This window comes from Heyndrickxia sp. FSL W8-0496, from assembly GCF_038007825.1.
Classification (GTDB): Bacteria; Bacillota; Bacilli; order Bacillales; family Bacillaceae_C; genus Heyndrickxia; species Heyndrickxia oleronia.
In genome coordinates this window covers 2,765,570-2,792,165 of sequence record NZ_JBBOXX010000001.1, presented here as the reverse complement: position 1 = coordinate 2,792,165, position 26,596 = coordinate 2,765,570, and the positions used below count along the sequence as shown (strand labels likewise).

Below are 26,596 nucleotides of genomic sequence, written 5' to 3'. Positions count from 1 at the left end.
AAATGCTCATTGAATCCTCCCTATAGTGATAGTTTTTGCTTCATCAGTATTAATATCTAATTTCTTCAAACATTGTCAATTTTCCTTTAAAATGATAGAGAAAAGAATGATTCATTTTGTAACAGCGTGACTTATTCATTTGTACAGGTTTAATATTATAAGCATATAGTGCCTAAGGTAAAAGGAGTGCTATATAGAAAGGATAAAGCATGAAAGATTATATGTATAAACATCCAAAATCCATTCTAAACAAAGGAACAGGTTTTTTGTCAGGTTATTCCCACACACTTAATCCATATACTGGTTGTTCATTTGGGTGCTCTTATTGCTATGTGCGACAGATGCCTGTATCTCTATTTCATGAAGGTGAATGGGGAGAATGGGTCGATATAAAAAATGGTGCAGCTACGTTGCTAAAAAAAGAACTTAAAAAAGCAAAGTCAAAAGGAAGGGTAACCATTTTCATGTCTTCCAGTACTGACCCATATCAACCCATTGAATATAAGGAGAAGATAACAAGGTCATTGCTCGAAGTAATGGTTGAAGAATCACCCGATTTTTTATTTGTTCAAACAAGAAGTCCACTTGTTCGCAGAGATATCGACTTACTACAGCAATTAAAAGAAAAAGTGAGGGTAAGTATGACGATTGAAACAGATCAAGAATCTATTCGTAAACATTTTACTCCAGAAGCACCTCCTATCAAGGCACGACTCAAGACATTACAATTATTAGGTGAAGCAGGAATTCCAACCCAAGCTACTATCGCACCGGTTCTACCTAGTAGTGAAGAGTTTCCTCATCAATTACGTTCAATCGTAGACCGTGTATGTATTGATGATTTTTTTATGGGGGATGGTAGCGGTGGAAAGAGGACAAGTAGACTTGGTATAAAAACGAAATATGAAACACTTAACTTGGAAGAATGGTATAGTCCTTCAGCATATAGGAAAATTTATGAAAGGTTTATACAAGTATTTTCTGAAGATCAGGTTTTAATCAGTAAACATGGTTTTGAGCCATAAGATGAATGATCAATCGTTTTTATTTTATCCTACTATAACATATGCTAATATTTTCCTAAACACATGGAAAAAGAAAGGATGATAATGATGTCACTTGAACGTGTGAGAGATCATTTTAACCAGTGGAATCGAGAACAGGATATAATGGAATTTGAAACATCCAGTGCGACTGTTAAAGAGGCTGCAAATACAATTGGTGTGATACCAGCCCGAATTGCAAAAACATTATCCTTCAGGGGAGAAGGAGAAAATGCCATTTTAATTGTTGCAGCTGGCGATGCAAAAATTGATAACAAGAAATTCCGCCAGTCTTTTGACATGAAAGCTCGTATGCTATCACCGGAAGAAGTACTAGAACAAACTGGACATATGATTGGTGGGGTTTGTCCATTTGGATTAGAAAAAGATTTAGACATCTTTTTAGATGTTTCATTAAAACGATTCGATACTGTTTTCCCTGCTTGTGGAAGCACAAATTCCGCAATTGAATTAACTATTGATGAATTATTTCAATTCTCCTTTGCAAAAGAATGGGTAGATGTTTGCAAAGGTTGGGAAGCTTTAGAAAATAGGGAAAAGGAGCCACTCGATAGTCATGTAAAATAAGATTTAAATAAATGAGGGCATTTATACTTCAATACATTCATTACTTAATCTGTGAAAATAATGAAGAGATGATACAAAACTATCCTGTATGAGTGGCCATATTGAGAAGATGAAATTGGAAACTATCATAAGATAAGGTTGAATGAATAAAATGGGGCACCGGTTTGGAATCTTCAACAGCTGTAGTCAATTATCTTAAATAAACAATATCATTAGAAAAAAGTTCATTTAAACAGAAAAATGTTGGTTGCGTAATTCTAAACTCGAAAATAATTGATTCAATAAATTTTCAGTCCTCTTTTGTTAAAAAGAGGCTTTTATTTTTGAAAAAACAGGAAGATTGTTCTATACTTTGTATAACAAGTTTGTTATAATATGAATAGAACAGAATGGAGGTAAGTTATGATCATTCAAATTGAGCCTCATTCAGATATCCCGATATATACTCAGTTAACGAATCAAATAATCGAAGGTATAGCGAGAGGTGAGATGAAGCCAGGTGATGCTCTTCCATCAGTAAGATCATTTGCGGCAGACTTAGGCGTAAATATGCATACTGTCAATAAAAGCTATCATGAGTTAGAGAGAAAAGGGATAATTAGGATCATTCCAAAGTCTGGAGCAGTTATTAATTCGCCAGATGTTATAGTTAAAGAAGCCCATCACTTTATGAGAATAAAGGAAGAATTTAAACTAGTTGTTGCTGAAGCTTTAGTTTTGGGGATGACTAAAGAGCAAATTCGGGAAAATATTCAATCTATCATTTTAGATTTAAAGGGAGAGCCAAAATAAACATTGGCAAAAAGGGAGGAAGCGAGATGTTGATATCGGTATTTTTAATCCTAATGTTGTTTATTATCGCAATACAAACAGCACTTCCGTATTTAGTTAAACGAACCGTAGTGTTTGGGGTAACCATTCCAGATCAATACATTACTAATTTAACCCTTTCATCTTATAAAAGAAGATATTCAAGAACAGTATTTTTGCTATCAGTCATTGCTATTCTTATTTATACTTTTTGGGTATTAAAGGGAGAGGCATCTGAGGAATTTCTTGTGTTAACAGGGGTAGCTATACAGTTTGGGGTTATTGTTCTAAGTATGTCATTATATTTTTATTTTCACGCAAAAACGATTCAACTTAAAAAATCAAAGAAATGGGGAGAGAATGTTAAACAGGTTAGAATTACAGACATAGCAGTTCGTTCACAAGATGAAATGCTCCCATGGTATATATACATCATTCCGATGGTAGTTACATTAGGAGTGATTGGTTATACATTGATTCAATATAAGCATTTGCCTCAACAAATTCCAATGCACTGGGGACCGGATGGCAAACCAGATTCCTTTACAGAGAAGAATCCTTTTTCTGTCCATATTTTATCTCTCATATTATTGGTAATGCAATTTATGTTTTTAGGTATAAATGAAATGACCAAGAAATCGGGAATAAAATTAAGTGCAACTAGTACCGATGCATCTCGGATTCGTCAACTAACCTTACGAAAGTATTCAAGTTGGTTTTTGTTTATTGTTAGTATTCTTATCTCGATGCTGTTTGCCTTTTTACAGCTAACGACAATTCATACAGGTTTAATGTCTGACGCTTATGTAATGTTTATTCCATTCATATTTTTGATTTTAATTTTAATTGGCACAGTTATATTCTCAGTAAAAGTGGGAAAATCTGATAATCAATTAAATATTTCACCAATAGAAGGAATTGTAGATATGGATGATGATCAATATTGGAAGGGTGGACTCTTCTATTTTAATAAAAATGATCCATCTATTTTTGTTGAAAAGAGGTTTGGAGTCGGCTGGACAATGAATTTTGCAAATCCTATTGGTTATCTCTGTATATTTGGTCCAATTATTTTAATATTAGTATTAACGTTTTTTGCGTAAGTTTGAGAACACATTAATGCAAAAAGTCAAAACAAGAAGTAACCAATGAGGTGCTTCTTGTTTTTTTCTGGAATTTCGAATTTAATGTACCGAAAACACCGAAAAAAGTATAATCAAATTTGGAAAATTCTTCACTTTTATTTGTGATTCATATAAAATGATTTTTAAATAATGACCTAGCCATCTTAATTAGAGAGGATCACGCCCAATGTAATCATCAAAAATACGATAAAACAATTTAATAAAGAATGATTAATTGAGGTGTATGATTATGTTTAAAGAAAGAAACTTTCTTTTTTTATGGTTAGGTCAGGTTGTTTCGATTTTTGGAGGAAGATTTAGTGAACTAGTGATTCCTTGGATGGTTTTACAGATCACTCATTCACCTATGAAGGCAGCGTTGGTTGCTATAAGTACGCAAATAGCACCATTATTTTTATCGCTCCCAGCAGGTGTTTTTATCGAACAAAGGTCAAAGAAGAAGACTGCGATGTATGCAGAATTTATTAGAACGGTAACAATGACCCTCCTCGTCATCATTATAATGGCGGAGAAATTTAATCTTTTTTTAATAATGACTATATTGTTAGTAACAGGATTAGCAGGATTATTTTTTCGGATAGCCTTTCACTCGCTCCTTCCGATGGTTGCAGGGAGAAATCATCTGGTCGATGTCCACAATTATATGGAAGGAGCGGATGCGATTAGTACACTAATCGGACCAGTATTAGCAGGTATCGCCTTATCTAAAATGGGTGCAGCAGCTACATTAGGCATCGATGCGTTTTCCTTTTTTCTGTCATTTATTAGTTTAATGCTAATCACAGTAACTAATCGTGATTTAAGAAATAAAACTGAACCTTTATGGTCCAAAGAATTATTTAACCAAGGTGTTGAAGGAATAAAGATGTTGTTTTCTACACGAATTCAACGTTTTATAACATTGAATCATCTAGTCCTTCATTTTATTACCCACTCTATTACTTTACTTGTTATTATCCTTGCAAAGCAAAATTTAGAGTTATCTGCTAGCCAAACGGGAATTCTACTTTCCGGAGCGGGAGTGGGAAATATTATTGGAATATTTATGATGAAGCTTTTGAAGAATGCTCATTGGAATTTACTTTACGGTACATTATTATTGTGTTCGAGCTGTGGTATTATTATTGTCAGTTTCTCAGCAAATTTGTGGTTTGCGTTTATAGGAATGTTACTATTTGATGGAGCTTTGTCCATGGCATTTGTTATTAATGGTGCAGCAAGACAAACGGTTACACCTAATCAATTTTTAGCTCGAGTTAGTAGTGGTGGGCTTCTTCTGACGGGAATTGTAGTGATTTTTGCAAATGGATTTGCAGGGAGTGTTGCAGAATGGATAAACCCTGTTTCTGCACTGTTAATATGTTCATGTATATTATTCTTGAACAGTGTCATTTCCTATAGACAGAAACAGTTAAATAGATCAGTAGCTTCCTTTTCAGTGGATACAAAATAACGGTTTAGGATTATAATAAATAAGATGTCAATTTTATATATTATATTATAGACTCTTTTTGTAAGCCATTATTAGGTGTAAATGCTGGTAATTGGGTGTTTGTTAAAGTAATAAACTATCCGAAAAAGGTAGTATCTTGCCATAAATGTGGAGTGATGATTAATTTATGTTAGTTCATGATAAGATTCGACTCCGGCCAATTCGTCTACCTCATGACATTTTGATAGCCTACCCTTGGTATCAAGATAAAGAAGTTCTTTATTATTCTGAGGGAAAAGGAACACATCCCTATACAAGAGAAACGATTAGTAAAATGTATTCTTACCTTAGTAAAATAGGTGAAGTCTATATTATTGAAATCATGCAGAGTGAAGAATGGATTCCTATCGGTGATGCTACACTATCAAAAGAAATGCTACCAATTGTAATTGGAGTTAAAAAGTATAGATCAAAAGGTTATGGGCAACAAGTATTGAGATTATTAATCGATAGAGCAAGAAAACTTTACTGGAGTAAATTAGTGGTGAGGAAAATATTTATATATAATACAGCATCTAAGAAACTTTTTGAAAGTTTCGGCTTTGATGTAATTGGCACAAGTGTTGATCAGTATGGAAGAGTGTATGAAAGCTTGGAATTATATTTAAAGTAGAGTTGAATTAAAATTTTTTCTTTGGCAGGGAAAAATCAATAGTTAATAGAACATATATTCTAATGAGATATGGAGGTTAGAATATATGATAAATTCACTAGAAAAAAATAAGATCAGCTGGGATAAAGAAGCTCATCGTTTCTTTGCAAGAAATCCTCTTCCTGAGTATGGACCATTGGCTCCTTTTGAGAATGATCTCCATTTATTTGGAGATGTAACAAATAAAAAAATTTTGGAAATCGGCTGTGGAAGTGGTCATTCATTGAAATATTTAGATGAACAACAAGCTAAAGAGCTTTGGGGAATCGATCTCTCTACAGCTCAAATTAATACAGCAGTAGAAGTACTAAAAGATATTCGATCTGATGTGAAGTTGTTAGAATCACCAATGGAAGAGGATCCGGGTTTACCACATCAATATTTTGATATTGTCTTTTCCATCTATGCGCTGGGTTGGACCACAAACTTAGAAAAAACTTTAGACAATATAAATAAGTATTTAAAAAGAGGTGGCACGTTTATTTTTAGTTGGGAACACCCACTCTATAATCGAATCAAGAACAATGACGGTGATTTAAGACTAATAAAATCATATCATGAGGAAGGGCCATATGATCATGAGGCATGGAGTTCACCAGCCATGATGCAGCAATTTAAGCTTAGTACCTACATTAATTCGTTAATTAGTCATGGCTTTATGATTGAGAAAATGATTGAGGACGTATGTATAAGTGATGATATCATACCGAAGCATGTAAATGGCTGGTATTCTTATGAAAAACCAAAAATGATACCAACTACATTGATTATTAAAAGTAGAAAAATTTAAGCTTACTCAAAGGAAGTGCAAATATTGTCCAATCAACAAGATTCATCAGAAGATTTTACCTATGCACATCTACGTGCAGATTGTGGGAATTGTTTCGGTTTGTGCTGTGTTGCGTTACCATTTGCGGCAACAACAGATTTTGCTATAGATAAAGAAGGGGGAAAGCCTTGCCCAAACTTACAGAATGATTATCGTTGTCAAATCCATCGTGATTTAAGACAAAGAGGATTTCGGGGCTGTACGGTGTTTGATTGCTTAGGAGCAGGACAAAAGGTTTCTCAAGTTACATTTAAAGGGAATGATTGGCGTGAATCTCAAGAGACAGCGAGGCAGATGTTTAGGGTTTTCCCAATTGTTCAACAACTTCACGAAATGCTTTGGTACCTTACTCAGGCTTTGTCATTAGAAGTTACGAAAAGTATCCATAATGATCTTCGCAAAGCGATGGAGGAAACAGAAATCCTTTCTGAACTTGATCCGGATTCACTGATTGGTATAGATATTCCTTTACATAGGGAAAAGATTAATCGATTACTTTTGCGTACAAGTGATCTTGTATGTGAAGGAAGTAAATTTAATTCTAAGACATCAAGGAAGCATCAGAAACTTCTCGGTAAAAGAATGGATCTAATTGGAGCAAATCTAAAAGGTGCTGATCTAAAAGGTGCAAATTTAAGAGGTGCGTTTCTCATAGCGGCAGATCTGAGAGAGGCTGATTTAAGAATGACCGATATGATCGGAGCTGATTTAAGGGATGCAGACTTAAGAGGTGCTGACCTGACTGGTAGTATATTTTTGACCCAAGTTCAGATTAACGCTGCAAAAGGCAACTCGAGAACTAAATTACCAAAATCACTCATCCGACCTGGACATTGGTCAAGTGAGGACTATTAATTTTAAAGAAGCTAACTGATTCCTTATCAGCTAGCTTCTTTGTCTTTTTGGGGATAAGTAGAAAAGGTCGATTCATACTATATTTATATATAATAATTAATGATCTAAATATTATATTCTTGTTTAGAGGCACTATTCTTTAATTGATCACTTCTTTCTTTTAATATAACAGTAGGAGGAATGGTTTATGAGTAACTTAAATTTATTATTTCGTGAAAGAATAGGTTTTCCTATTAATAAAAATATAACGTTTGAAGATTTAGATATCATTCTTGAAAAGACAGCAAAAACAATTCCATTTGAAAATTTATGTATTATGTCAAAAAATACTTCTGAATTGACAAAAAATAATTTAATAAACAAAATCCTCCATAAGAAACAGGGGGGACTCTGCTATGATTTAAATGCAATTCTTTATTTATTTCTATTGGAGAATGGCTTCCAGGCAACCTTATTTCGTGGAGTCATATATAATCAAGCTAAACAAGAATGGAACTCAATTGGAAAAACACATGTAGCTATCATTGTGAAACATAATGAACAGCGTTTTTTAGTTGATACAGGGTTTGGAGGAAATTTACCGCTTAAGCCTATTCCACTTAACGGAGAAATCGTTTCTTCCGATAATGGAGAATTTCGCGTAAAACAAGAAAATAGTGTTCATGGTGATTATATTTTCTTTATGAAACTAAAGTATAAAGATGATGATTGGAAGATGGGTTACGCTTTTAAATCTAATGAAACGATAAATGATGTAACAGCGTTAAATGAAATACAAAAAATAATCGTTGAGCATGATGAATCTCCATTTAATAAAAAGCCACTCATTACTATCCTTACAGACAGCGGGAATTTAACACTAACAGATACATCATATACTAAATGGATTGACGGTAAGGTGTATAAAAAAGAAGTGGATAAAAAAAGTTTTACAGATATTTTGAATAAATCCTTTGGTATCAAATAAATTAAAGATTAGCGTGCATTTCTGTTGTAGGAATGCACTTTTTTCTTGAAAAATTGAATTGTTACTGGAGAAAAGGAGTATCCATCTATATAATAAAATGGAAGTAATTTGGGAGAACATTGTCGAGAATTGCATTGAAATTTTCTTATGATGAATGATTTGGAGTGTTATAAATATGGATCTATCAAAATATACAATAGACAATATGAAAGAGAGATTAGAAGAAAAACTGATCCTTTCTAAAGAGCTTGTCAGTGAAGGAGAATATAAGAAGAGATCAAATATCATTTCAATTGTTGAGAAAGAGTGGATACTTAAAGAATGGTTTTGTAGCGTGGATATCGGAGAATGGGAAGATGTTGAGATTATCATCCATGGAAGTAATGAAGCCCCAGTCGAAGAACTTCTATCTTTAGCAGATAGACTATTTAAACAAATAGGCATTCATCTAGAAAAAGCATTAGTGTATTTAAAGAAGTTTATTCCTTCCCAAGAGATTGACAATTATGACATATCAACTATAACCATTGGTAGAATTGTAAATTTTGACGATTCCATTCTATTAGGTTTTTCAATTCATTTTGTATATGGAGATTATCCATATGCGTTTCAATATAAAGTGAAATTTAAAGAGGATGGATGGCCGATTGGATTTGAAGCTGGTCCACTTTAAGTAATGTACAGGATACAATAATCGTTAAATTCGTTATTTTATGGAAAGGCGAAACGGAGGGGTTCGATGATAAAGTCAATCAAAGGTCAATTTGTTTTATCCTTATGTACTGCTATTGGCTTTATATATTTTAACTTTTCACATATAGATTTTGTTGGTAATAATGAGTCGGTATTTACTCGAGTACTCTTTTTCTTTATTATGATTTTATCAGTATTTAATGCGGGGATTTTGTCACAAAAATATGTACAAACTAGAAATAAGAAAAAAAATTAATCAAATGAATACGGATGTTAATGTAGAGCAAAAAGGAAGGCGAGTTTTTTCTATGAGAAATCCGCCTTTTTAGTAGTCTTCGTATACATATGATACAAATTGTATATTAATCTTACGTGAAAGGAACAAACCTATACTAGATTTATCGAACCTTATAATGAAGCCAAACTGATCCTTTTCCAATAGGCTTCATGTTCTGTAATTCTAATTTAGTGACATCATCCAATCGCTGAAGATCATCACAATCGAATAAGGTTGGTGTATGTTTTCCACCAATTGCTAAAGGAGCAATCACTAAACTGATTTCATCTATAAATCCTTGACGTAAAAATGCTCCATTAAAAGTTCCTCCACCACTAAGTCCAAGCTTTCGAAAACCCATTTTATATAAGATTTGTAAAGCAAGCTCAATATCGACATGTTGACCATTGCCCGCTTGTATATAGTTTATGCCTTTCTTGTCTAATTGTTGGATGTATTCATCTGCTACATTCTCTTTAGTAACGACGATTAGACCCTCTGTTTGATACCAATTAATTCTACCTTGCCCATCAAAAACGATATATGCTTTTGAATTCTTTGGTTCATATAGTGGTTGCGTAAGTTCTATCCAATGCTTCCCATATACCATTAGTGTTTCACTGCCTGATATCAACCCATCACATTCTAACTCATCATACAGTTGGTTAGTTACTTCATGTGCATCACCATCTATACCAACCGCTGTCCATTCTGTTACGTTTCTATCGGGTGCAGTAGTAATTCTTCCGTCCAGTGAAGAGAAGACATTTAAAATGATTTCTGGTTTTTTCATAATTATAGCTCCTTCATGTATTGAGATAGAGTTTTTTATTTATGATTACACATATCATTTAAATCATTAGATCCAATGCATGAAAGTAAAATATATAATAGTTTAGTTGTATTCTTATTAAAGTATGAGTTTACTAATTCCCATTTTTCATATAAATAGCTTCTCTATAATTATCGGAAAATTCCCATTTATCAACTTTGAGTATATTTTATCATAAAGATGCAAGATTCCAAGCTTTGTTAACTAAATAAGAAAAAAGTTATCGAATGAAATAAAAAACTTTGAACAGAAAATAATGGACATGAAATTAAATAGTTTAGCAGGAACTTTCTTCATAGGGATAGAATCCAAAAGAGATAAAAAACTATTGGAGAAAAATTAAAGTGAAAAAGTTATTAACAATTGACTGTGGTGAAATATTGCTACGTGAATATACAATTGATGACGTTGATGCGATAGTTGAAATTACATCACAACCTGAAGTTTATACATTTTCACCTGATTTCAGAACAACTAGAGAGCAGCGTTTAGATTGGCTCATAAACTATGAAATTCCGGCAAATCAATCATTTTTGAAAGCAATTCCTGCTATTGATGATCAAACATATTTGAGGCTTGGAATCATATTGAAGGAGACTGATCAGTTGATAGGTTTTTGTATAACTGGACTCAAGGAAGAGATCCCTCCACCTAATCGAGAAATTGTCTGTGCTATATCCAAACATTTTCGGAATAAGGGATATACAACGGAAGCTGCCAGAGGTTTAATAAACTTTTTGTTTAAGAAAACGAATGTTGAGATACTGAATGCAGTCGCATTAACAGATAATATTGGATCGAATCGAGTCATTCAAAAATGTAGCTTTAAGCAAGTTGATAGGTGATTGAAATCAAAAATCAATCTTATTATCATTATCAGATTCGAAAGAGTGATTGGTTAGAGAAAGAATTTTTGTATGGAACAGTATAAATTAAATTGGAAAAACATTAGTGGAGGTAGGTATGACTTTACATAATAATATTTATATAAGAAGACCAACTATTTCTGATAGTGAAGAACTCAATGATTTTTTTAAAATCGTCATTGTCGATACTTTTTCCAAAGAAGGGTTATCTCATCTTCATGAAGAGATAAAAAGTGAAATCGAAAGTAAGAAAAATTACTTAAAAAGTGATCTTGAAAGTAATGGTGAAAATCGATATTTTTTAATTGCCATTGATGAAAGTAAAGATTGTATTATTGGATCTATCAAATATGGCCCTTCTAGTAGCTTAATAAATGCATGTACAAATGGAGAGCTAAAGGATTTTGTTGAAATTGGAACAGTATTTGTCCTTCCTGAATATCAAAGGCAAGGCATAGGAACTAAACTCTTAAAAAATATGGTTCTAACTCTCAAACGAAGTGGAGAAGAAAAAATTTGCTTGGATAGTGGGTATTCGAATGCGCAAAAGGTTTGGAAGAAAAAATTTGGAATTCCTCAATATGTCTTGCGGAATTACTGGGGAAATGGAACAGACCATATGATTTGGATAGTTAACATAAATGACTTATAACTCTTTGCTAATAACAAATTTGTAGGATGGTAAAAAGTTCATACCTTACCATCCTTGTCCTCAGAACTGGCTTAGTCTGTACAATTATATAATTCGCTAATATTCATTAGCCACTTACGAAGTTTGTTTTTTGGATAATATATGTTTCCGTTAATTGTATATGCTTTTTCTCAAACATTGTTGCTGTTTAGGTAATGTTTTAACTTTATAAAAATAGGTTGAGAATCAATTAGTCCTTTATTTAACAAAGAAAAAACAGATCGCATAGTAGAGTAGGACGCTGTGCCGTAATTTTAGGTGTAAAATCCGGTAGTAGGGCTTTTAAAAATGCAACAATAATACGAAAATCACCTTATATATGTAGGATAGATGGATATTCTTTAAGTAAAGCTTGAGCATCTTCTTTAGAAATACCGATAAAATAGTGAACATCTTTTTCATTAAGTAGCCCATGTTCGTCATTTTCATCAAGTCTTTCTAGTAATCCCTTCACATTGGGATTTTTAAAGTTGTTTAAGCCTTCCCCTATAAAATAGGCAGCACCAATTAGACCTATCGCAATCTACATCATTTCCATCGTCCATTCCTCCTTATTGTCTCTTTATTACATTAATAGACTGTTTTCTTATCATTCATAAATTTTAACATGAACTTATTCATAAATTGGAGAGAATCCCTATTTTTTCAATATTTCCATATTTAAAAAGGAAGTAATTTAAAAATGTAGAATAATTAATACATTAACTATAGTTTGAGTTGTCTTTCTTTTAATTAGGAAAAGTAATTTTATAAGGGGTGTGAATTAAATGGAATTGATCTTAGTTAGACATGGTGAATCCCTTCATAATATTAAAGCTGTCACATCATGGGATAGTGAACTATCTATTATTGGAAAAGAACAAGTGCGATTAGTGGGAGAAGTTTTACTGAATGAACAGGTTGATGAGATTTGGTGTAGCCCTATGCAACGAGCATTAGAAACAGCACAAATACTTTCTAGTAAAACCCAAGCTTCAGCAAGGGCGTTTGTTCATCTATCTGAACATGGCCACGGATGGGAAGAAAATGGATTAAGTCGTTCTTTTATAGAAAATCAATACCCTTTGATTCGGTTACCTTCGGAGATTGATGAAGATGGTTGGGCTAGACATTGGAATCATGAAAGCAGGTCAGACTTATATAGGAGAATGGGTTATATAGCCGATCAAATTACCAAAGTTGCAGCATCAAAACGATTAAAAAAACTAGTAGTAGTCATACATGGAAAATCTGGAACAGAGCTATTAAAACATTTATTACAAATACCTGAAGAAGCAAAATATTATTTTAGAATGTTCAATTGTGGGATAACTAGACTTTATTTAAATTTAGAGACTAATGAAAGAACAGTAATCTGTATGAACGATATTTCACATCTTGGCGATTTAGTGCAAATGAAAAATTTATCTAGATCAGTACCAAGGTATCGCTAAATTACTTTCTATAAATTATGTGAGTATTTGGAGGTAATATTATGGACTCTACTTTTCACCCCTTCTTAAACAAATATTTGGCGATCTGGGGCAAGTCATCGCTACAGGAATTAAAGGAATTGATATCCGAAGATTATCAAGCTCGGGAAATATCAGGAAAAGAAATTATTGATTTTGGATTTAATGAATCGATTGAAGGTTGGGAACAAGGTTTTCACTTTGTCGTTGAGAATGGAGCGGAGTGGGAATTAAATAAGTTATCTATTATTCAGTTAAATAAAAGAGAAGTATTAGCAATTATTTTTGCTGCATTGATTATTAATGGAGAACGGTTAGATAATGGAAATTTATTCTTTCAAACATTTAGACGGGAAATAAATGACGATTGGAAATTAGTGCGTAGTTATATTGAAGCTGGTGCTCTTACTGATTTCGTCCTGAATGAATGGGAAGTAAATATATTCTAGAATCTACTGAATGAAAGAAGGAGAATATTCGATGTTAGATGTATACTTGATTTCACCAACTATTGAATTAAAAACTCAATATTTATCATTTTATCAAGAATGGAAAGAAAGTGGAGAAGAAATGGTACCATGGGTGATTAGTAAGGATCCATCAAATTTTATTGGGATGCTACAATCTCTAACTGATGCCGAAAAAGGGGAAAACCTTCCGGAACAATGGGTCCCTGATTCCACCTTTTGGTTAGTTAATAGAGATAAAAAGGTGCTTGGGGCTGTTAATATTCGCCATAGTTTAACAGGGGCATTAATGAAAAATGGTGGGCATATCGGTTATGGGATTAGACCAACGGAAAGAAGAAAGGGATATGCAACTAAACTTTTAGCTCTTGCTCTAGAAAAGGCAAAAGCATTAGGGATTCAAAAGGCTCTAGTAGTTTGTGATCAAACGAATATCGGTTCAGAAAAAACGATCATAAATAATGGCGGAATTCCGGATACAGATTTTATTGAACCGAATGGCAATATTGTGAAAAGGTATTGGATAGAGCTATGATTCTTATAAATTCAGAAATTATGATATAATTAGAGAATACAAAAATTAAAGTTGGTTGGAAGAGAGGAAATTCAATGAATAGTAGTTTTTTTGTCCAAAACCGTCAACATTTATATGATCATCTAGCAGATCAATCCTTACTTATTTTATTTGCCGGATCTGCCCCACAGAAATCAGCAGATGAGGCCTATAAATTTGTTCCTAATCGTCATTTTTATTACTTAACAGGTATCAATGAACAGAATATTATGTTTCTCGCGAAGAAATTGAATAACAAGGTGGAGGAATATCTTTTTATAAAAAAAGCCGATCCTTTTATGGAAAAATGGGTAGGGAAGACAATTTCAGAAATTGAGGCGACGGAAGTATCAGGTATATCTGACATTCGTTATATCGATCAATTTGATTCATTTTTGTCTCAGACATTATTATCAGATTCGTCAAATCATCTATATCTCGATCTTGAAAGAAGAGAATGGGATACATATACAACGAAAGCTCAACAATTTGTGAGCAAAATACAAGCAAACTACCCATATGTCCAAATCAAAAATGTTTATCCAATAATTTCTGAACTCCGCGTAATTAAAAAGCCAGAGGAAATCGAAAATATTAAAAAGGCAATTGATATTACATATGAAGGCATTAAACATATGATGGCACATGCAAAGCCAGGTATGATGGAATACCAGCTTGAAGCATATTTTGACTTTATATTAAAGTCTAATGGTGTTATAGATAATGCCTTTCCAACAATCTGTGCAAGTGGGAAAAATGGGACGATTTTGCATTATGATAAAAATAATTCAAAAACGGAGGATGCAAGCTTAGTATTATTAGATTTAGGTGCTCAATACGGTTACTATAGTGCAGATATTAGTTTTACTTTCCCTGTTAATGGGAAGTTCACTGAAAAGCAAAAAACTTACTATAATATTGTTTTAAAAGCACTTAAGGAAACGACAGCATTAATAAAGCCAGGTGTAGCATTTGCTAAATTAAATGAGCATACCAAAAAGGTTCTTGCTGAAGAATGTATAAAAGTGGGACTGATTAAAGAAGAAAGTGAAATCAGTAAATATTATTATCATGGTGTTAGCCATTTCCTTGGCTTAGACACTCATGATGTAGGTAATTATAAGGATTTAATCCTACAACCTGGAATGGTTCTAACAGTTGAACCAGGATTGTATATTGAAGAAGAAGCGATTGGAATTCGAATTGAAGACGATGTCCTTGTGACCGAGGATGGAAATGAAATTCTTTCGAAGGATATTATTCGAACTGTAGAGGAAATCGAAGCATTTATGAATAAATAAACGGAGACCCATTCCAGATTGCTCATTGTTGGAATGGGTTTTGTTTTTACTATAAAAAGACGTGGGAGTGATTCATTTGTTGGTGGGCAAATCTATTTTTTTAAAGCCATTAAAATCTACTGATGCTCAGGCATCTCTAAACCTACAATTGGAGAATCGCGAGTTTTTTGAAAAGTTCTCTATGATTCGTTCTAATCATTTCTATACACTTGATGGACAAATAGAATGGATTAAAAAATTAGAAAAGGAAGCAGAAGAGGATCAACAATATTATTTTGGAATATTTTTAACAGATAATCAGAAATTAATAGGGACGATCAATCTTTTTCAAGTACTTCGAGGTTCACTTCAAAGTGCATTTATCGGATATTTCTTAGATCGAAAGCATAATGGTAAGGGGTATACAACAGAAGCTGTTAAATTAATCGTCGAGTATGGGTTCAATCATTTAAAATTACATAGAATTGAAGCGGGAGTAATGCCTCATAATATTCCCTCTATTAGAGTATTGGAGAAGGGCGGATTTCATAAAGAAGGAATTGCTAAGAAAAATGTTAAAATTAATGGAAACTGGGAAGATCATCAAGTATTAGCAATAATAAATCCACATGATTAGTATTTTTTTATTAGTTTTTTCTCAAACATTGCTGCCTTTTTAAGTAGGGTGTTAACTAATAAATCGGTCTAAAACCGTTCATAAGAACCGCTAAATATTAAAAGCCAGTAATTGTCCTTTTTCAGAAGCAAATGACTTTATGAAACTTAGGCAAAGGATAGCTAATTACTTGATGCTCCTTTGTCTAAATCATTTTTTTGACAGAAAACAGAGTTTATGATAATATTTATCTTGAATTCGAGATATGTTAAATAAAGATAATTTTTTTAGCTTGTGGGTAAACTAGAATAATCAATAGGACTTTACTATAGAAACAGAGGAAAATAGGGAGGAAATAGACATGAATCATTTAAAAGGAATCCATCATGTAACAGCAATTACAAGTAGTGCAGAAAAGAATTATGAATTTTTCACCTATGTACTAGGGATGCGTTTAATTAAGAAAACTGTAAACCAAGATGATATACAAACCTACCATCTTTTCTTTGCAGATGATATCGGTAGTGCAGGTACAGATATGACATTTTTTGATTTTCCTGGTATTCCAAAAGGGAAACATGGAACGAATGAAATATCAAAAACTTCTTTCCGTGTACCAACAGATGCTGCATTAGAATATTGGGTGAAACGATTTGATCGTTTAGAAGTTAAACATACAGGCATCTCTGAGCAATTCGGTAAAAAAACTCTTTCATTTGTCGATTTTGATGATCAACAATATCAGTTAATTTCTGATGAAAATAATAAAGGGGTTGCTTCAGGTACACCATGGCAAAAAGGACCGATACCATTAGAGTATGCTATTACAGGCTTAGGACCAATTTTTGTCCGCATTGCTGAATTTGATTACTTCAAAGAAGTACTGGAAAAGGTTCTTTTATTTAAAGAGATTGCACATGAAGGCTCTTTTCATTTATTTGAAGTCGGAGAAGGTGGAAATGGTGCGCAAGTAATAGTAGAGCACAATGTTATCCTTCCGCGTGCCCAACAAGGGTTCGGAACTGTACATCATGCTGCCTTTCGTGTTGAAGATCGTTCCGTGCTAGAAGAATGGATTCAAAGAATGCAATCCTTCCGTTTCCCAACTTCTGGCTATGTGGACAGACATTTCTTTGAATCTTTATATGCAAATGTAGCACCACAAATTTTATTTGAATTTGCAACCGATGGACCAGGTTTTATGGGTGATGAACCTTATGAAACCTTAGGAGAAAAACTATCTTTACCACCTTTTCTTGAACCAAAAAGAAAAGAAATCGAAAGTTTGGTTCGACCAATTGATACTGTAAGAAGTACAAAAGAATTTATTAAAGAATAATAAGAAAAAACTATAAATAATCCTTTCTATAAAGTAGTAGAAAAACTATTTTTTAGAGAGGATTTTTTTATTTATCTAGTTGCCTAACGTATAGAGCCTCGTTCTTCATGATAAAACTACAAAAGTAGAGGGAAAATACTTATTCATAGCGAATAGTATATCTTGTGAATCTATACGAGGAAGTGAATATTTTGAAAACAAAAGATTATCATCCTTACATTTATTTTTTAGTTGATTCAAATATAGTATTTGTTTATAAAATTGAATCTAACAGCTATTTACAGATAGATGAATTACATAGTAGTGGCCAATGGGAAACGTATATACTTGAAGAAGGAGATGTATTTGATACATTTCTTCATACGGAAAGTAAGCCTCTTGAGGGAAGGAGCTATTTAATAGCGCAGGAGAGTTATTTGATTATGCTTGATAAAATTAATCACCAAATACACAAGCATAAAAAAATGCTATATGATAAAACAATTCCGATTCATATAGCTTGTTCAGAATCGGCAGCTGGTTGCATACGGGTAGGTTTAGATCAACCAAAACGAGTTATTGGTTTTCCCGGTTTATTATCGATCGGACCACTGTGGAAAATTAATGAAGAAGCTGGAATCAATTATCGGAATGAATGGCTATTTGAGCATATTAACTTTGAAAGCGATGATTATACCTATCAAGTTACATTCAAGAACTCAATTAGAGAAATTAATGACATTCCTGAACAATCACCGATTTATCTTTGGTATGGAGACAATGCAGATGAACAAATTTGTCTTCGTTTCATTCTACATCTTTTAAAAAATAAACCCAATAAAATCTATCTATTGAACACGAATGCACTGCATACATCTGTAGATAAAAATCAAAAATTAACGTACTCTAGCCAATTAACGCCAGAGGATTTGAAAGACATTTATGAAAAACTTACTTTCGATCAAATATTGTCAATCCAAGATAGAATCCAATTTGTAAAAGAATGGGAAAACCTTTTGCATTCGAAAAATGTATTACGAATATATACTAAACAAGAAATCAAAGAGGTTCCTGAGGATTATTTCGATTCCTTTATTCTAAACACATTAAAGGATCTTCATGAGAATCGTGGTCAAAAGGAATTTATAGTAACTGGAGAATTAATCGGTCACCTATTTGATCTCAATCCGTCCATTTATCCAATATTTTTTGAATATAGAATTAGACATCTTGTCTATAGCGGTACATTAGAATTAAAGGGAATACCAAAATCGATGAGACATTATAGTGTCAAATTGAGATAATTTACTGAAATTAAGAAATATAAACAATCCAGGTAATATTAAATGAAAGGAGGTAAACAAAGAATGATATGAACTATTATGATGTTACTTGTTTTAGTTGTAAAAAGGAATTTAAAGTATATGAGGGAACCAATGCTTATAAGAGGTTTAAGATAAATAGAAAGAGTAAATATTGTTGCGATGATTGTAGTCATAAAATACGATTAGAAGCAATTAAGAATTTTTTTAAGTAGTTTAAGATATTTGTATTTTCTACGGAGTTAAAAAATAATTAGATAAAATTATAAGCAAGGGAAAAAATTTCGTTATTTTTTGTTGGTAAATTAATATTTTAAAGAGAGAATCACAACCATATTTTTTTTAATGGTTGTGATTTTTTTATATAATGTTTTTACTTCAGTAGCTTTTTTATCTTTAACGAAAACAATACACAACAAGTTAGTGCAGCACAAAAGTCTGAGATAGGCTCCGCAATAATTACTGCATCTGTTTTTGGACTAATGAATGTTGGAAGGATAAATACTAGTGGTATAAGCAAGATCAACTTACGAAAAACAGCAATGAATATTGAAACCTTAGCTTGACCAAGAGCAATAAATACCTGTTGTAATGCTAATTGAATTCCGTAAATACAAGTACCTAAAAAGAAGATTCGCATAAGGCGCATTGTTAGATTGATTAAGTTTATATCGTTTGTGAAAATTCTTATTGGAAGCTGTGGGAAAAAAATAGCAATACTCCACATAAATAAGCCCAAAGTGGCGCAAAAGATAACACAATACTTAATCGTAGCTTTTACTCGTAAAAAGTTACCAGCTCCATAGTTATAACCAATTATCGGTTGCACACCTTGTGCGAAGCTCGATAATGGAAGTGAGAAAAGTTGCATAAGACTACTCATGATCCCAATTGAGCCAACATATAAATCTCCTCCAAAACGAGAAAGAGAAGTGTTGAATATTATCTGAATTAATCCTTCGGTAAATTGCATAATAAATGGTGATAGTCCTAATACGAGAATACTAGTTATTACTTTTGATCTAAGAAACATATTTTTAAATCGAAGTCGCAAAAAACTGCGTTTCGATGTGAGAAAGCAAATGACCCATACAGCTGACATGGTTTGTGAAATAATTGTAGCAATTGCAGCGCCCTTAACTCCCATATTCATACCAAATATAAATAGAGGATCAAGGATTGTATTTAGGACTGCACCGACACACACAGTAATCATTGCGGTTTTGGCAAACCCTTGTGCAGCAATGAATTGGTTTAAGCCTAGTGAAATCAAGACACTAATTGTCCCGATCAAATATATGCCTAAATAGGAATTGGCAAAGGGTAATGTATCAGGGCTCGCTCCAAATAATACTAATATTTGTGATTTAAAGATTAAGAAAATGGTGGTTAAAATAATTGATAGGAGTAAAAGCATAAGAAAACAGCTTCCCAGTAGTTCTTCAGCTTTTTCGCGCTTTCCTTCTCCTAACCTAATTGAAGCAAGTGGAGCTCCGCCATAGCCAACTAGTGCTGCAAATGCTGAAATGATCATTGTAATCGGAAATACAACACCAAGACCAGTTAATGCTAGAGTACCAGTTTCAGGCATTCTTCCAATAAACATTCGATCAACAATATTATATAATGCATTAATTAATTGTGCGGCAATTGCTGGAGTAGCTAGAGAAAGCAATAATTTAGGAATACTTTCATTAGAGAAACGTTCGTTCATACGATTATTCATATACTCATCCTTTTGAAATTTAAAAATATATACCATTAATGTAAAATAATGGTAAAACAAAAGCGCAAAAATTCCAACTCCTTTACTTGTATTTAAACAATTCGGTTCATAAAATTATTCGATTTATAAAGAGCTATTACACTATTAATTATAACATATAATTCATAGTAAAAACGGCTATTTATTAACTTTTTATATCGATTTTAAGCACCTTTACAGGCTTTCTGATGGTGTTTAAATTGGAATTACATATTAGGATATTAATGAGTATTAAGAGGTCCTTAAAATTAAAAATAAGACGTTTTGATGATTTGTGATTTTGGGTAGAGAAAGAAAAACGGATCCGATGAAAATCGAATCCGTTACCTACATTATTCATATATATATGCTAACACTTCTAAAGCCTGTTCAATTGTTTCAACGGTTACATTAGCTTTATTTGAAAGCTCCTTTAATGGATGGATTAAAGACTCTGGACGGACAATAATTGTTGGTTTATTTAAAGCAATTGCAGTACTAGCATCCATTGCTGTGTTCCACTGTTTATACTTTTCACCAAATAAAGCAATCACTACATCAGATTTTTGCATAAGAACCTGTGTGCGAAAGTTATTAATACTAGATGCAGCATCGTCCTTATAAAGTGGACCAGGCTGTTTTCCTAAAATGTTTTCCCCGATAGAATCCGATAAATCATGGTCTGTTTGTGGAGACACAAACTCTAATGGTAGTTCTTTTTCTTCTGCCATTTGAATTAATTTTTCCCGCCAATTATCATGTATTTGACCAGCTAAATAAACGGTAAGCTTCATTATAGGCCCCTCCTAAAATTATGTACTTTTTATCTATTTTAAACTAGTTATTAAAAAATTCCAGTGTTTTACTTCATCAAAATGGTCTGTTATATGTACAAACCATTATTAATTATTCTATTAGCATTATTATCATTTATTCTTTGATTTGTTACTAACGTCCATCATTCCATCAATCATATTTCATCTGCTATATAATATACAAGGTAGATAATTAATCGATTATCATTTTGATTTAAAAAATATTTTAACAAGTTAGTTAAAATAAGGAGAACCACTAGATATGGTAAAATTGGCATAAAGGAGATGAAGCAACTTGGACAATACATTTAAATTATGGATAGTAAAATTAGGGAAATTAGTTTTTGCAGGTGAAATATTTGGAATACCGAATGATGAGGATTCTTTCAGTTTTACCTTTGCGATAGATGAAGAAGTAGCAAATGTTTTTATTGATGAAGCAACAGCTATGTATATCGCGAACATATGTGGTGGGACAGTAATAAAAAAGGAAGTGACTTCTGACCAGTATATACGTTTAGATTCAAAGAATAGAGATTATTTAAATAGGGAAGAAGAATTTGAGCAGTTACAAAGTGTAGGGATATCGATACAGGTAGAAAGTTAATACATAGTAAAAAATATATGATAACTGCCAAACAATTATTAATTGGTAGAAAAAGGAGTAGGAGGACGGCAGACGAAGGTGTTATTCCATACCAATAATACTTCAAACAGGCACTCTTGATGAAAATTACTTAAAGTAATAGTAATAGATTATTGAAAAGAGGGCACGACTTAATTATATGATAACGTTCTATTTGAGTTGTTCTAAAAGTCTTGTTAATTCACTATAAATTTCAGTGATTTCATTAAAATTCATTCGTACAAGCCCACTAGAAGAAGGAGCAACAAAGTCTAATGTGCCTTTAACGACTGATTCATCCTGGAGACCCCAGTGAACTGATCTTTTTTTGCTGTATTCTTGATAAACACCTTTTCCTACGAAACATATGATTTTAGGATGATAGTTAAGAATAATCCTTTTTAATTGTTCTCTACCGTATTGATATTCTTCCTTTGTAATCTCTTCAGCTGATTTTGTAGGTCTTGATACAATATTTGTTAATCCATAACCGAAATCAAGTAGTTTGTAGTCGTCCTCTGCTCGCAGTTTACATGGAGTTAGCCCGGATTCAAATAGTATTTTCCAAAAGCGATTATTAGGATTTGCGTAATGATGTCCTGTTTCTGCTGATCGGATACTTGGATTAAAACCAACAAATAAAATGTCCAAGTTATTTTTTAAATGGTCAGGTAGCAGTTTCATAATATCCTCCAAAAACTTAATATCCCTAAAGTATTTATATTATAGAATAGTCTCCACACGCGGATTTTGCAAATGAAAAACAGCCTATTAATTGATATTTAAACAAGCTAAAAAGGCCACATTGTAAAGAGGGTTCCTCAAAACAAGTGGCCATTTCGAACAATAATGCCAAAATTAATGTTGAAATTGTGGTAAATATTCTTTATGTGCCTCCAGCATTTCATCTAAGATTTGTTTTGCTAATGTGTCTGATGGAACGAGTGGATTAATGGACATAGCAAGTAGGGCTTTATGATAATCACCTGTAACAGCAGCCTCGATTGTCGTTCTTTCAAAGGATTTGATTTGCTGAATTAATCCGTTGACTGCAATAGGTAATTCACCTACAGTCAATGGAATTGGGCCATTTTTCGTAATAACGCAATTCACTTCAACTGCGGATTCATTAGGTATACCTGCGATGGCGCCATTATTTTGAGTGTTAACGGTTTGTATATCACCACGATCATTATAAATTGAGTCAATTAAACTACAAGCTGCATCACTATAGTAGGCTCCACCTCTTTTTTCGAGTTGTGGCGGCTTGATATCCAAATTTGGATCCTTATAAAGCTCGAATAAATCACCTTCAAGCTGTTTTACTACCTCCGCACGGACACCATTTTTTTTGTAAGCATCTAATTCTTCTTCTAACATTTTTTGTGTTTGATAATAATATCTGTGGTACGAACAAGGTAGAACTCCTAATGCACGTATGAACTCAGGTTCCCAGTCAAGATCGGGAATATTATTCATATCAATAGCACCCTTTGTATCCCCAGTTAAAATATCAAGTACTTTTTTTGTCACATTTGTGCCTTCAAGGTATACATTTAATCCATAAACCATGTGATTTAAGCCTGCAAATTGTACTTGCACACGTTCTCTCTCAACACCCAGCATTTCGGCAATGTTAATCTTTGTATGAATTGGTAGATTACAAAGTCCAATTACTTTCTTAATTGAGGTATGGCGTAGAACCGCTTCAGTTACGATACCAGCAGGATTAGTGAAATTTATTAACCATGCATTCGGACAAAGTTCCTCCATATCCTTACAAATGTCTAATATAACAGGTATTGTTCTTAAAGCTTTAAATAAACCACCAGGACCATTTGTTTCTTGACCAATTACACCATACTTTAATGGGATTCTTTCATCTTTTATGCGGGCATCCAGTAAACCGACTCTAATTTGTGTTGTAACAAAGTCGGCATTTTTTAATGCTTCTCGTCGATTAAGTGATAGATGGATTTTGATAGGAAGTCCAGATTTTTCTACCATTCGTTTTGCAAGAGAACCAACGATTTCTAGTTTTTCGCGACCTTCCTCAATATCTACTAACCAAATATCAGTAACGGGTAATTCGTCATATCGTTTAATAAATCCTTCAATAAGCTCAGGAGTATAGCTTGAACCTCCACCAATAGTTACAATCTTAAGCATTTTTTATTCTCTCCTTTGTAAAATGTTGATATTAGGGAAGGGGAGAATGACAAGGTCAAAAACCCACTTCCGTTTTAATTTGATTTATGAGAACGCACTTACTTTGTCTTTTTGTTCCGCTTTTGTTTCTTCTCGTAATCGCTGCTTGTCCCACATACGGAAGAATGGATAGTAAATGAACATGGCGACTAATAAATCAATAATTTGAATAATCGCGCCGGATAAATGTCCTGTAGCTAAAAATCCACTTAATACGATTGGCATTGTCCAAGGTACTGCGACACCACTTGGAGCTGCAACAAGACCGAGTGACATCGCCACATAGTTAATGATTGTTAGAACAAGCGGTGTTAAGATAAATGGAATCATAAAAAAAGGATTCAAAACAATCGGTGTTCCAAATACGGTTGGTTCACTAATATTAAACACACTAGCACCAATAGATAATTTACCGAGTTGCTTCATTTGTTTACTTTTAGCGACTATAAGCATAAGGAGAACAATTGATAGTGTTGCTCCTGTGCCTCCAAGATTAAGAAAGTTATCGAAAAATTGTTGGGTAATAACATGGGGAAGGGGCTTCCCATCCTGAAATGCCATGCGATTCTCATCCATTAGGGCCAACCATATTGAACTCATTACCGCGCCAACAATATTGTCGCCGTGCAACCCAATCATCCATAATAAAGAAATACAAAAGACTATAACTAATGTCCCGCCAAGACTACCACCAAGATGTTTAAGCGGCATTCCAATCCATGTAGAAATCATGTTAGGAATATCTTCCCATGGTGTCATGCCAACAATTAATCGAATAATCCATACTAGAACAATAACTGTAAAAGCAGGAACTAGAGCCGAAAAAGATTTAGCGACTGCAGGAGGTACAGAAGAAGGCATCTTTATAGTAATATTCTTTTGAATAATTATTCGATATATTTCTGTTGATAATAAGGCGAAAATCATTGCGATAAATATCCCTTGACTACCTAATAGATTAATAGGTAACACACCACTAATTATTTCTGTTTTTCCAGTGGAATTCGTAAATAATGTTTGATGTGGTGTTGTTAGAACGAATGCAGCTAGTGAAATAATCCCTGCTGAAACTGGTTCCACCTTATATCTTTCAGCTAATCTATATGCAATTCCAAAACTAATGACAAGCCCTAAAATATCAAAAGTAGCCCCAACTGGATAAGTTAATTTTTCCTGCCAACTTGTTCCAAATAAATGTGCCATAAATTCGGTGTATCCATGTATGGGTAGATTAGCAATTATTAAAAATAAAGAACCGACAATGATTAATGGCATGGCCATAATGATCCCATCACGAATCGAAATTAAATGACGTTGATTGCCGACTTTTGCAGCAAAAGGTGTAATATAGCGTTCTAAGAAGTTCATTAATTTATTCATATCGACCACCGCCTGTGACGATGTTTCCTCCTCTCATTAACCATTGGATATTAGTTGTAAAGCCTGAATGAGCACAGACTCACCATCACACATGCCGTAATGCATCGGATTAATCACTTCTGCCTCTATTCCGTTTTGATTTGCTAACGCTTTCATATCAGAAAAGAGATAACGAATTTGAGGACCCATTAATAAAACATCTGCTTGATTAATCTCTTTTTTTGCTTCTTCCACGGGTACAGCCCAAATTTTCGCCTCTATATTCTGTTCCTTTGCTGCCTTTTCCATCTTTGTTACTAGTAGACTAGTAGACATACCTGCTGCACAACATAACATAATATTTTTCATTTTATTTACTCTCCTTTGATTCTAATTCTTGTCGTAGATCGATTAATTCATTAGCTAATTCTCTTACTGTCATCGCATTCATCAAATGATCCTGAGCATGAATAAGCAGAATTGAAATTTGACCTTGAAGTTCTCCACGAGCTTCAGATTGAATTAACTCTGTTTGAAATTTATGAGCTTTTAATAATTCCTGATTACTTTCTTCGATTTTTTCCTTTGCTAATTGAAAGTTTTTTTGACTTGCTAAGCCTAACGCTTCCATCGCAGTGCTTCGAGCATTTCCGGCGTAAAGTATGATTTGAAAGGCGATTGATTCGTCCATCCTTTTTCCTCGCTTTCTTCTTTTGTTGATTTTTCTATTTCTTTTTTTGTTTTTAAATCTAGCGATAAAATAAATTTCAATAGTTGATTACCATCAAATGATTGATATATCGCCTTATCAATCATTTCTATCCTTGTAGATAGGGGAGCTAAGTTTCGAAGAATCTCTAATTTATATTTTAAATGAGGTCCTAATAAAATAAGTTCTGCCTGTTCAAGTTTACGTTCAACTAATGTACTGTCCACTGCTTCAATATGTAAAGAAATGGATTGTTGATCGGCAGCAAGCTTAGTTCGCTTAGATAAAATACTTGTAGACATTCCAGATGAACAACATAAGATTATATTCACCACTGTCATTCCCTTCTCTAGCACACTTTTATTATATGAAAACGCTTTAGAAAACTA

General features: G+C 33.1%; 31 protein-coding genes. 22 read left to right on the top strand and 9 right to left on the bottom strand.

What is annotated here, in order from left to right; translation table 11 throughout:
- Positions 1-209 precede the first annotated feature (209 nt).
- The 11 genes from NST63_RS14100 to NST63_RS14050 all read left to right on the top strand — a co-directional run bounded on the left by NST63_RS14100 (position 210) and on the right by NST63_RS14050 (position 9,330).
- The gene (locus NST63_RS14100; protein ID WP_341042624.1) at positions 210-1,025 is read left to right on the top strand and encodes an SPL family radical SAM protein; all 816 of its coding nucleotides are present in this window, start codon (positions 210-212) and stop codon (positions 1,023-1,025) included.
- Positions 1,026-1,112: 87 nt separating this feature from the next.
- The gene (locus NST63_RS14095; protein WP_341042623.1) at positions 1,113-1,631 is read left to right on the top strand and encodes a YbaK/EbsC family protein; all 519 of its coding nucleotides are present in this window, start codon (positions 1,113-1,115) and stop codon (positions 1,629-1,631) included.
- Between the two features lie 402 nt (positions 1,632-2,033).
- Positions 2,034-2,423, top strand: coding sequence for a GntR family transcriptional regulator (locus NST63_RS14090; RefSeq protein ID WP_058005923.1), 390 nt, complete (start codon positions 2,034-2,036; stop codon positions 2,421-2,423).
- A gap of 26 nt (positions 2,424-2,449) precedes the next feature.
- Entirely contained in the window at positions 2,450-3,544 is a 1,095-nt protein-coding gene (locus tag NST63_RS14085) for a DUF1648 domain-containing protein (protein ID WP_058005924.1), read from the top strand.
- Between the two features lie 271 nt (positions 3,545-3,815).
- Positions 3,816-5,039: an MFS transporter gene (locus tag NST63_RS14080; protein ID WP_341042622.1), complete on the top strand. Its 1,224-nt coding sequence runs from the start codon at positions 3,816-3,818 to the stop codon at positions 5,037-5,039.
- Positions 5,040-5,205: 166 nt separating this feature from the next.
- Positions 5,206-5,691 (top strand): GNAT family N-acetyltransferase, encoded by a 486-nt coding sequence (locus tag NST63_RS14075; protein ID WP_212941276.1) that lies wholly within the window; start codon positions 5,206-5,208, stop codon positions 5,689-5,691.
- Between the two features lie 85 nt (positions 5,692-5,776).
- Positions 5,777-6,520, top strand: coding sequence for a class I SAM-dependent methyltransferase (locus NST63_RS14070; protein ID WP_341042621.1), 744 nt, complete (start codon positions 5,777-5,779; stop codon positions 6,518-6,520).
- Positions 6,521-6,544: 24 nt separating this feature from the next.
- Positions 6,545-7,414: a pentapeptide repeat-containing protein gene (locus NST63_RS14065; RefSeq protein ID WP_341042620.1), complete on the top strand. Its 870-nt coding sequence runs from the start codon at positions 6,545-6,547 to the stop codon at positions 7,412-7,414.
- A 187-nt stretch (positions 7,415-7,601) separates the two neighbouring features.
- Positions 7,602-8,381: an arylamine N-acetyltransferase family protein gene (locus NST63_RS14060; RefSeq protein WP_341042619.1), complete on the top strand. Its 780-nt coding sequence runs from the start codon at positions 7,602-7,604 to the stop codon at positions 8,379-8,381.
- Positions 8,382-8,556: 175 nt separating this feature from the next.
- A complete protein-coding gene (locus NST63_RS14055) occupies positions 8,557-9,054 on the top strand; it encodes a hypothetical protein (RefSeq protein WP_341042618.1) in 498 nt (165 codons plus the stop codon).
- Between the two features lie 66 nt (positions 9,055-9,120).
- The gene (locus tag NST63_RS14050; protein ID WP_212941262.1) at positions 9,121-9,330 is read left to right on the top strand and encodes a hypothetical protein; all 210 of its coding nucleotides are present in this window, start codon (positions 9,121-9,123) and stop codon (positions 9,328-9,330) included.
- A gap of 142 nt (positions 9,331-9,472) precedes the next feature.
- Here the strand turns inward: NST63_RS14050 and NST63_RS14045 are convergent, their stop codons facing one another.
- A complete protein-coding gene (locus NST63_RS14045) occupies positions 9,473-10,144 on the bottom strand; it encodes a RibD family protein (protein WP_341042617.1) in 672 nt (223 codons plus the stop codon).
- A 383-nt stretch (positions 10,145-10,527) separates the two neighbouring features.
- Between NST63_RS14045 and NST63_RS14040 the strand changes: the two genes are divergently transcribed.
- The 10 genes from NST63_RS14040 (at position 10,528) to NST63_RS13995 (ending at position 18,962) form a co-directional block, all read left to right on the top strand.
- Positions 10,528-11,028, top strand: a complete 501-nt coding sequence (locus tag NST63_RS14040; protein WP_341042616.1) for a GNAT family N-acetyltransferase — start codon at positions 10,528-10,530, stop codon at positions 11,026-11,028.
- Positions 11,029-11,146: 118 nt separating this feature from the next.
- Complete coding sequence (locus tag NST63_RS14035; protein WP_341042614.1) at positions 11,147-11,701, top strand: GNAT family N-acetyltransferase; 555 nt, start codon at positions 11,147-11,149, stop codon at positions 11,699-11,701.
- An 806-nt stretch (positions 11,702-12,507) separates the two neighbouring features.
- Positions 12,508-13,173, top strand: a complete 666-nt coding sequence (locus NST63_RS14030; protein ID WP_212941252.1) for a histidine phosphatase family protein — start codon at positions 12,508-12,510, stop codon at positions 13,171-13,173.
- A 41-nt stretch (positions 13,174-13,214) separates the two neighbouring features.
- Positions 13,215-13,640 carry a flavoprotein gene (locus NST63_RS14025; protein WP_212941250.1) on the top strand — a complete coding sequence of 142 codons (426 nt, stop codon included), beginning with the start codon at positions 13,215-13,217 and terminating at the stop codon, positions 13,638-13,640.
- Positions 13,641-13,671: 31 nt separating this feature from the next.
- Positions 13,672-14,193, top strand: coding sequence for a GNAT family N-acetyltransferase (locus NST63_RS14020; RefSeq protein WP_212942662.1), 522 nt, complete (start codon positions 13,672-13,674; stop codon positions 14,191-14,193).
- 74 nt (positions 14,194-14,267) lie between these two features.
- Complete coding sequence (locus NST63_RS14015; protein WP_212941248.1) at positions 14,268-15,512, top strand: aminopeptidase P family protein; 1,245 nt, start codon at positions 14,268-14,270, stop codon at positions 15,510-15,512.
- A 76-nt stretch (positions 15,513-15,588) separates the two neighbouring features.
- Positions 15,589-16,128, top strand: coding sequence for a GNAT family N-acetyltransferase (locus NST63_RS14010; RefSeq protein ID WP_212941246.1), 540 nt, complete (start codon positions 15,589-15,591; stop codon positions 16,126-16,128).
- Positions 16,129-16,468: 340 nt separating this feature from the next.
- A complete protein-coding gene (locus NST63_RS14005) occupies positions 16,469-17,446 on the top strand; it encodes a ring-cleaving dioxygenase (protein WP_071975798.1) in 978 nt (325 codons plus the stop codon).
- A gap of 191 nt (positions 17,447-17,637) precedes the next feature.
- The gene (locus NST63_RS14000; protein ID WP_341042612.1) at positions 17,638-18,729 is read left to right on the top strand and encodes a DUF1835 domain-containing protein; all 1,092 of its coding nucleotides are present in this window, start codon (positions 17,638-17,640) and stop codon (positions 18,727-18,729) included.
- A gap of 68 nt (positions 18,730-18,797) precedes the next feature.
- Positions 18,798-18,962, top strand: coding sequence for a DUF2197 domain-containing protein (locus NST63_RS13995; protein WP_212941242.1), 165 nt, complete (start codon positions 18,798-18,800; stop codon positions 18,960-18,962).
- 158 nt (positions 18,963-19,120) lie between these two features.
- On the opposite strand, the gene NST63_RS13990 is transcribed toward NST63_RS13995, so the two are convergent.
- Together NST63_RS13990 and NST63_RS13985 are read right to left on the bottom strand one after the other, a co-directional pair.
- Positions 19,121-20,473, bottom strand: a complete 1,353-nt coding sequence (locus tag NST63_RS13990) for an MATE family efflux transporter (protein ID WP_341042610.1) — start codon at positions 20,471-20,473, stop codon at positions 19,121-19,123.
- 371 nt (positions 20,474-20,844) lie between these two features.
- Positions 20,845-21,285, bottom strand: coding sequence for a YtoQ family protein (locus NST63_RS13985; protein WP_071975801.1), 441 nt, complete (start codon positions 21,283-21,285; stop codon positions 20,845-20,847).
- Between the two features lie 316 nt (positions 21,286-21,601).
- Between NST63_RS13985 and NST63_RS13980 the strand changes: the two genes are divergently transcribed.
- On the top strand, positions 21,602-21,913 hold the full coding sequence (locus NST63_RS13980) for a hypothetical protein (RefSeq protein WP_341042609.1): 312 nt from the start codon (positions 21,602-21,604) through the stop codon (positions 21,911-21,913).
- Positions 21,914-22,102: 189 nt separating this feature from the next.
- Here the strand turns inward: NST63_RS13980 and NST63_RS13975 are convergent, their stop codons facing one another.
- From NST63_RS13975 to NST63_RS13950, 6 genes are all read right to left on the bottom strand, one after another.
- Positions 22,103-22,615, bottom strand: a complete 513-nt coding sequence (locus tag NST63_RS13975; RefSeq protein WP_341042607.1) for a mismatch-specific DNA-glycosylase — start codon at positions 22,613-22,615, stop codon at positions 22,103-22,105.
- A 174-nt stretch (positions 22,616-22,789) separates the two neighbouring features.
- Positions 22,790-24,100: a 6-phospho-beta-glucosidase gene (locus NST63_RS13970; protein ID WP_341042605.1), complete on the bottom strand. Its 1,311-nt coding sequence runs from the start codon at positions 24,098-24,100 to the stop codon at positions 22,790-22,792.
- A gap of 84 nt (positions 24,101-24,184) precedes the next feature.
- Positions 24,185-25,519: a PTS cellobiose transporter subunit IIC gene (gene celB / locus NST63_RS13965; RefSeq protein ID WP_341042604.1), complete on the bottom strand. Its 1,335-nt coding sequence runs from the start codon at positions 25,517-25,519 to the stop codon at positions 24,185-24,187.
- Between the two features lie 36 nt (positions 25,520-25,555).
- On the bottom strand, positions 25,556-25,867 hold the full coding sequence (locus NST63_RS13960) for a PTS sugar transporter subunit IIB (protein ID WP_212941234.1): 312 nt from the start codon (positions 25,865-25,867) through the stop codon (positions 25,556-25,558).
- Position 25,868: 1 nt separating this feature from the next.
- Positions 25,869-26,129 (bottom strand): PTS lactose/cellobiose transporter subunit IIA, encoded by a 261-nt coding sequence (locus tag NST63_RS13955; RefSeq protein WP_436580326.1) that lies wholly within the window; start codon positions 26,127-26,129, stop codon positions 25,869-25,871.
- The gene (locus NST63_RS13950; protein ID WP_071975804.1) at positions 26,117-26,542 is read right to left on the bottom strand and encodes a PTS sugar transporter subunit IIB; all 426 of its coding nucleotides are present in this window, start codon (positions 26,540-26,542) and stop codon (positions 26,117-26,119) included. Before NST63_RS13950 ends, NST63_RS13955 begins: the two co-directional genes overlap by 13 nt.
- Positions 26,543-26,596 lie beyond the last annotated feature (54 nt).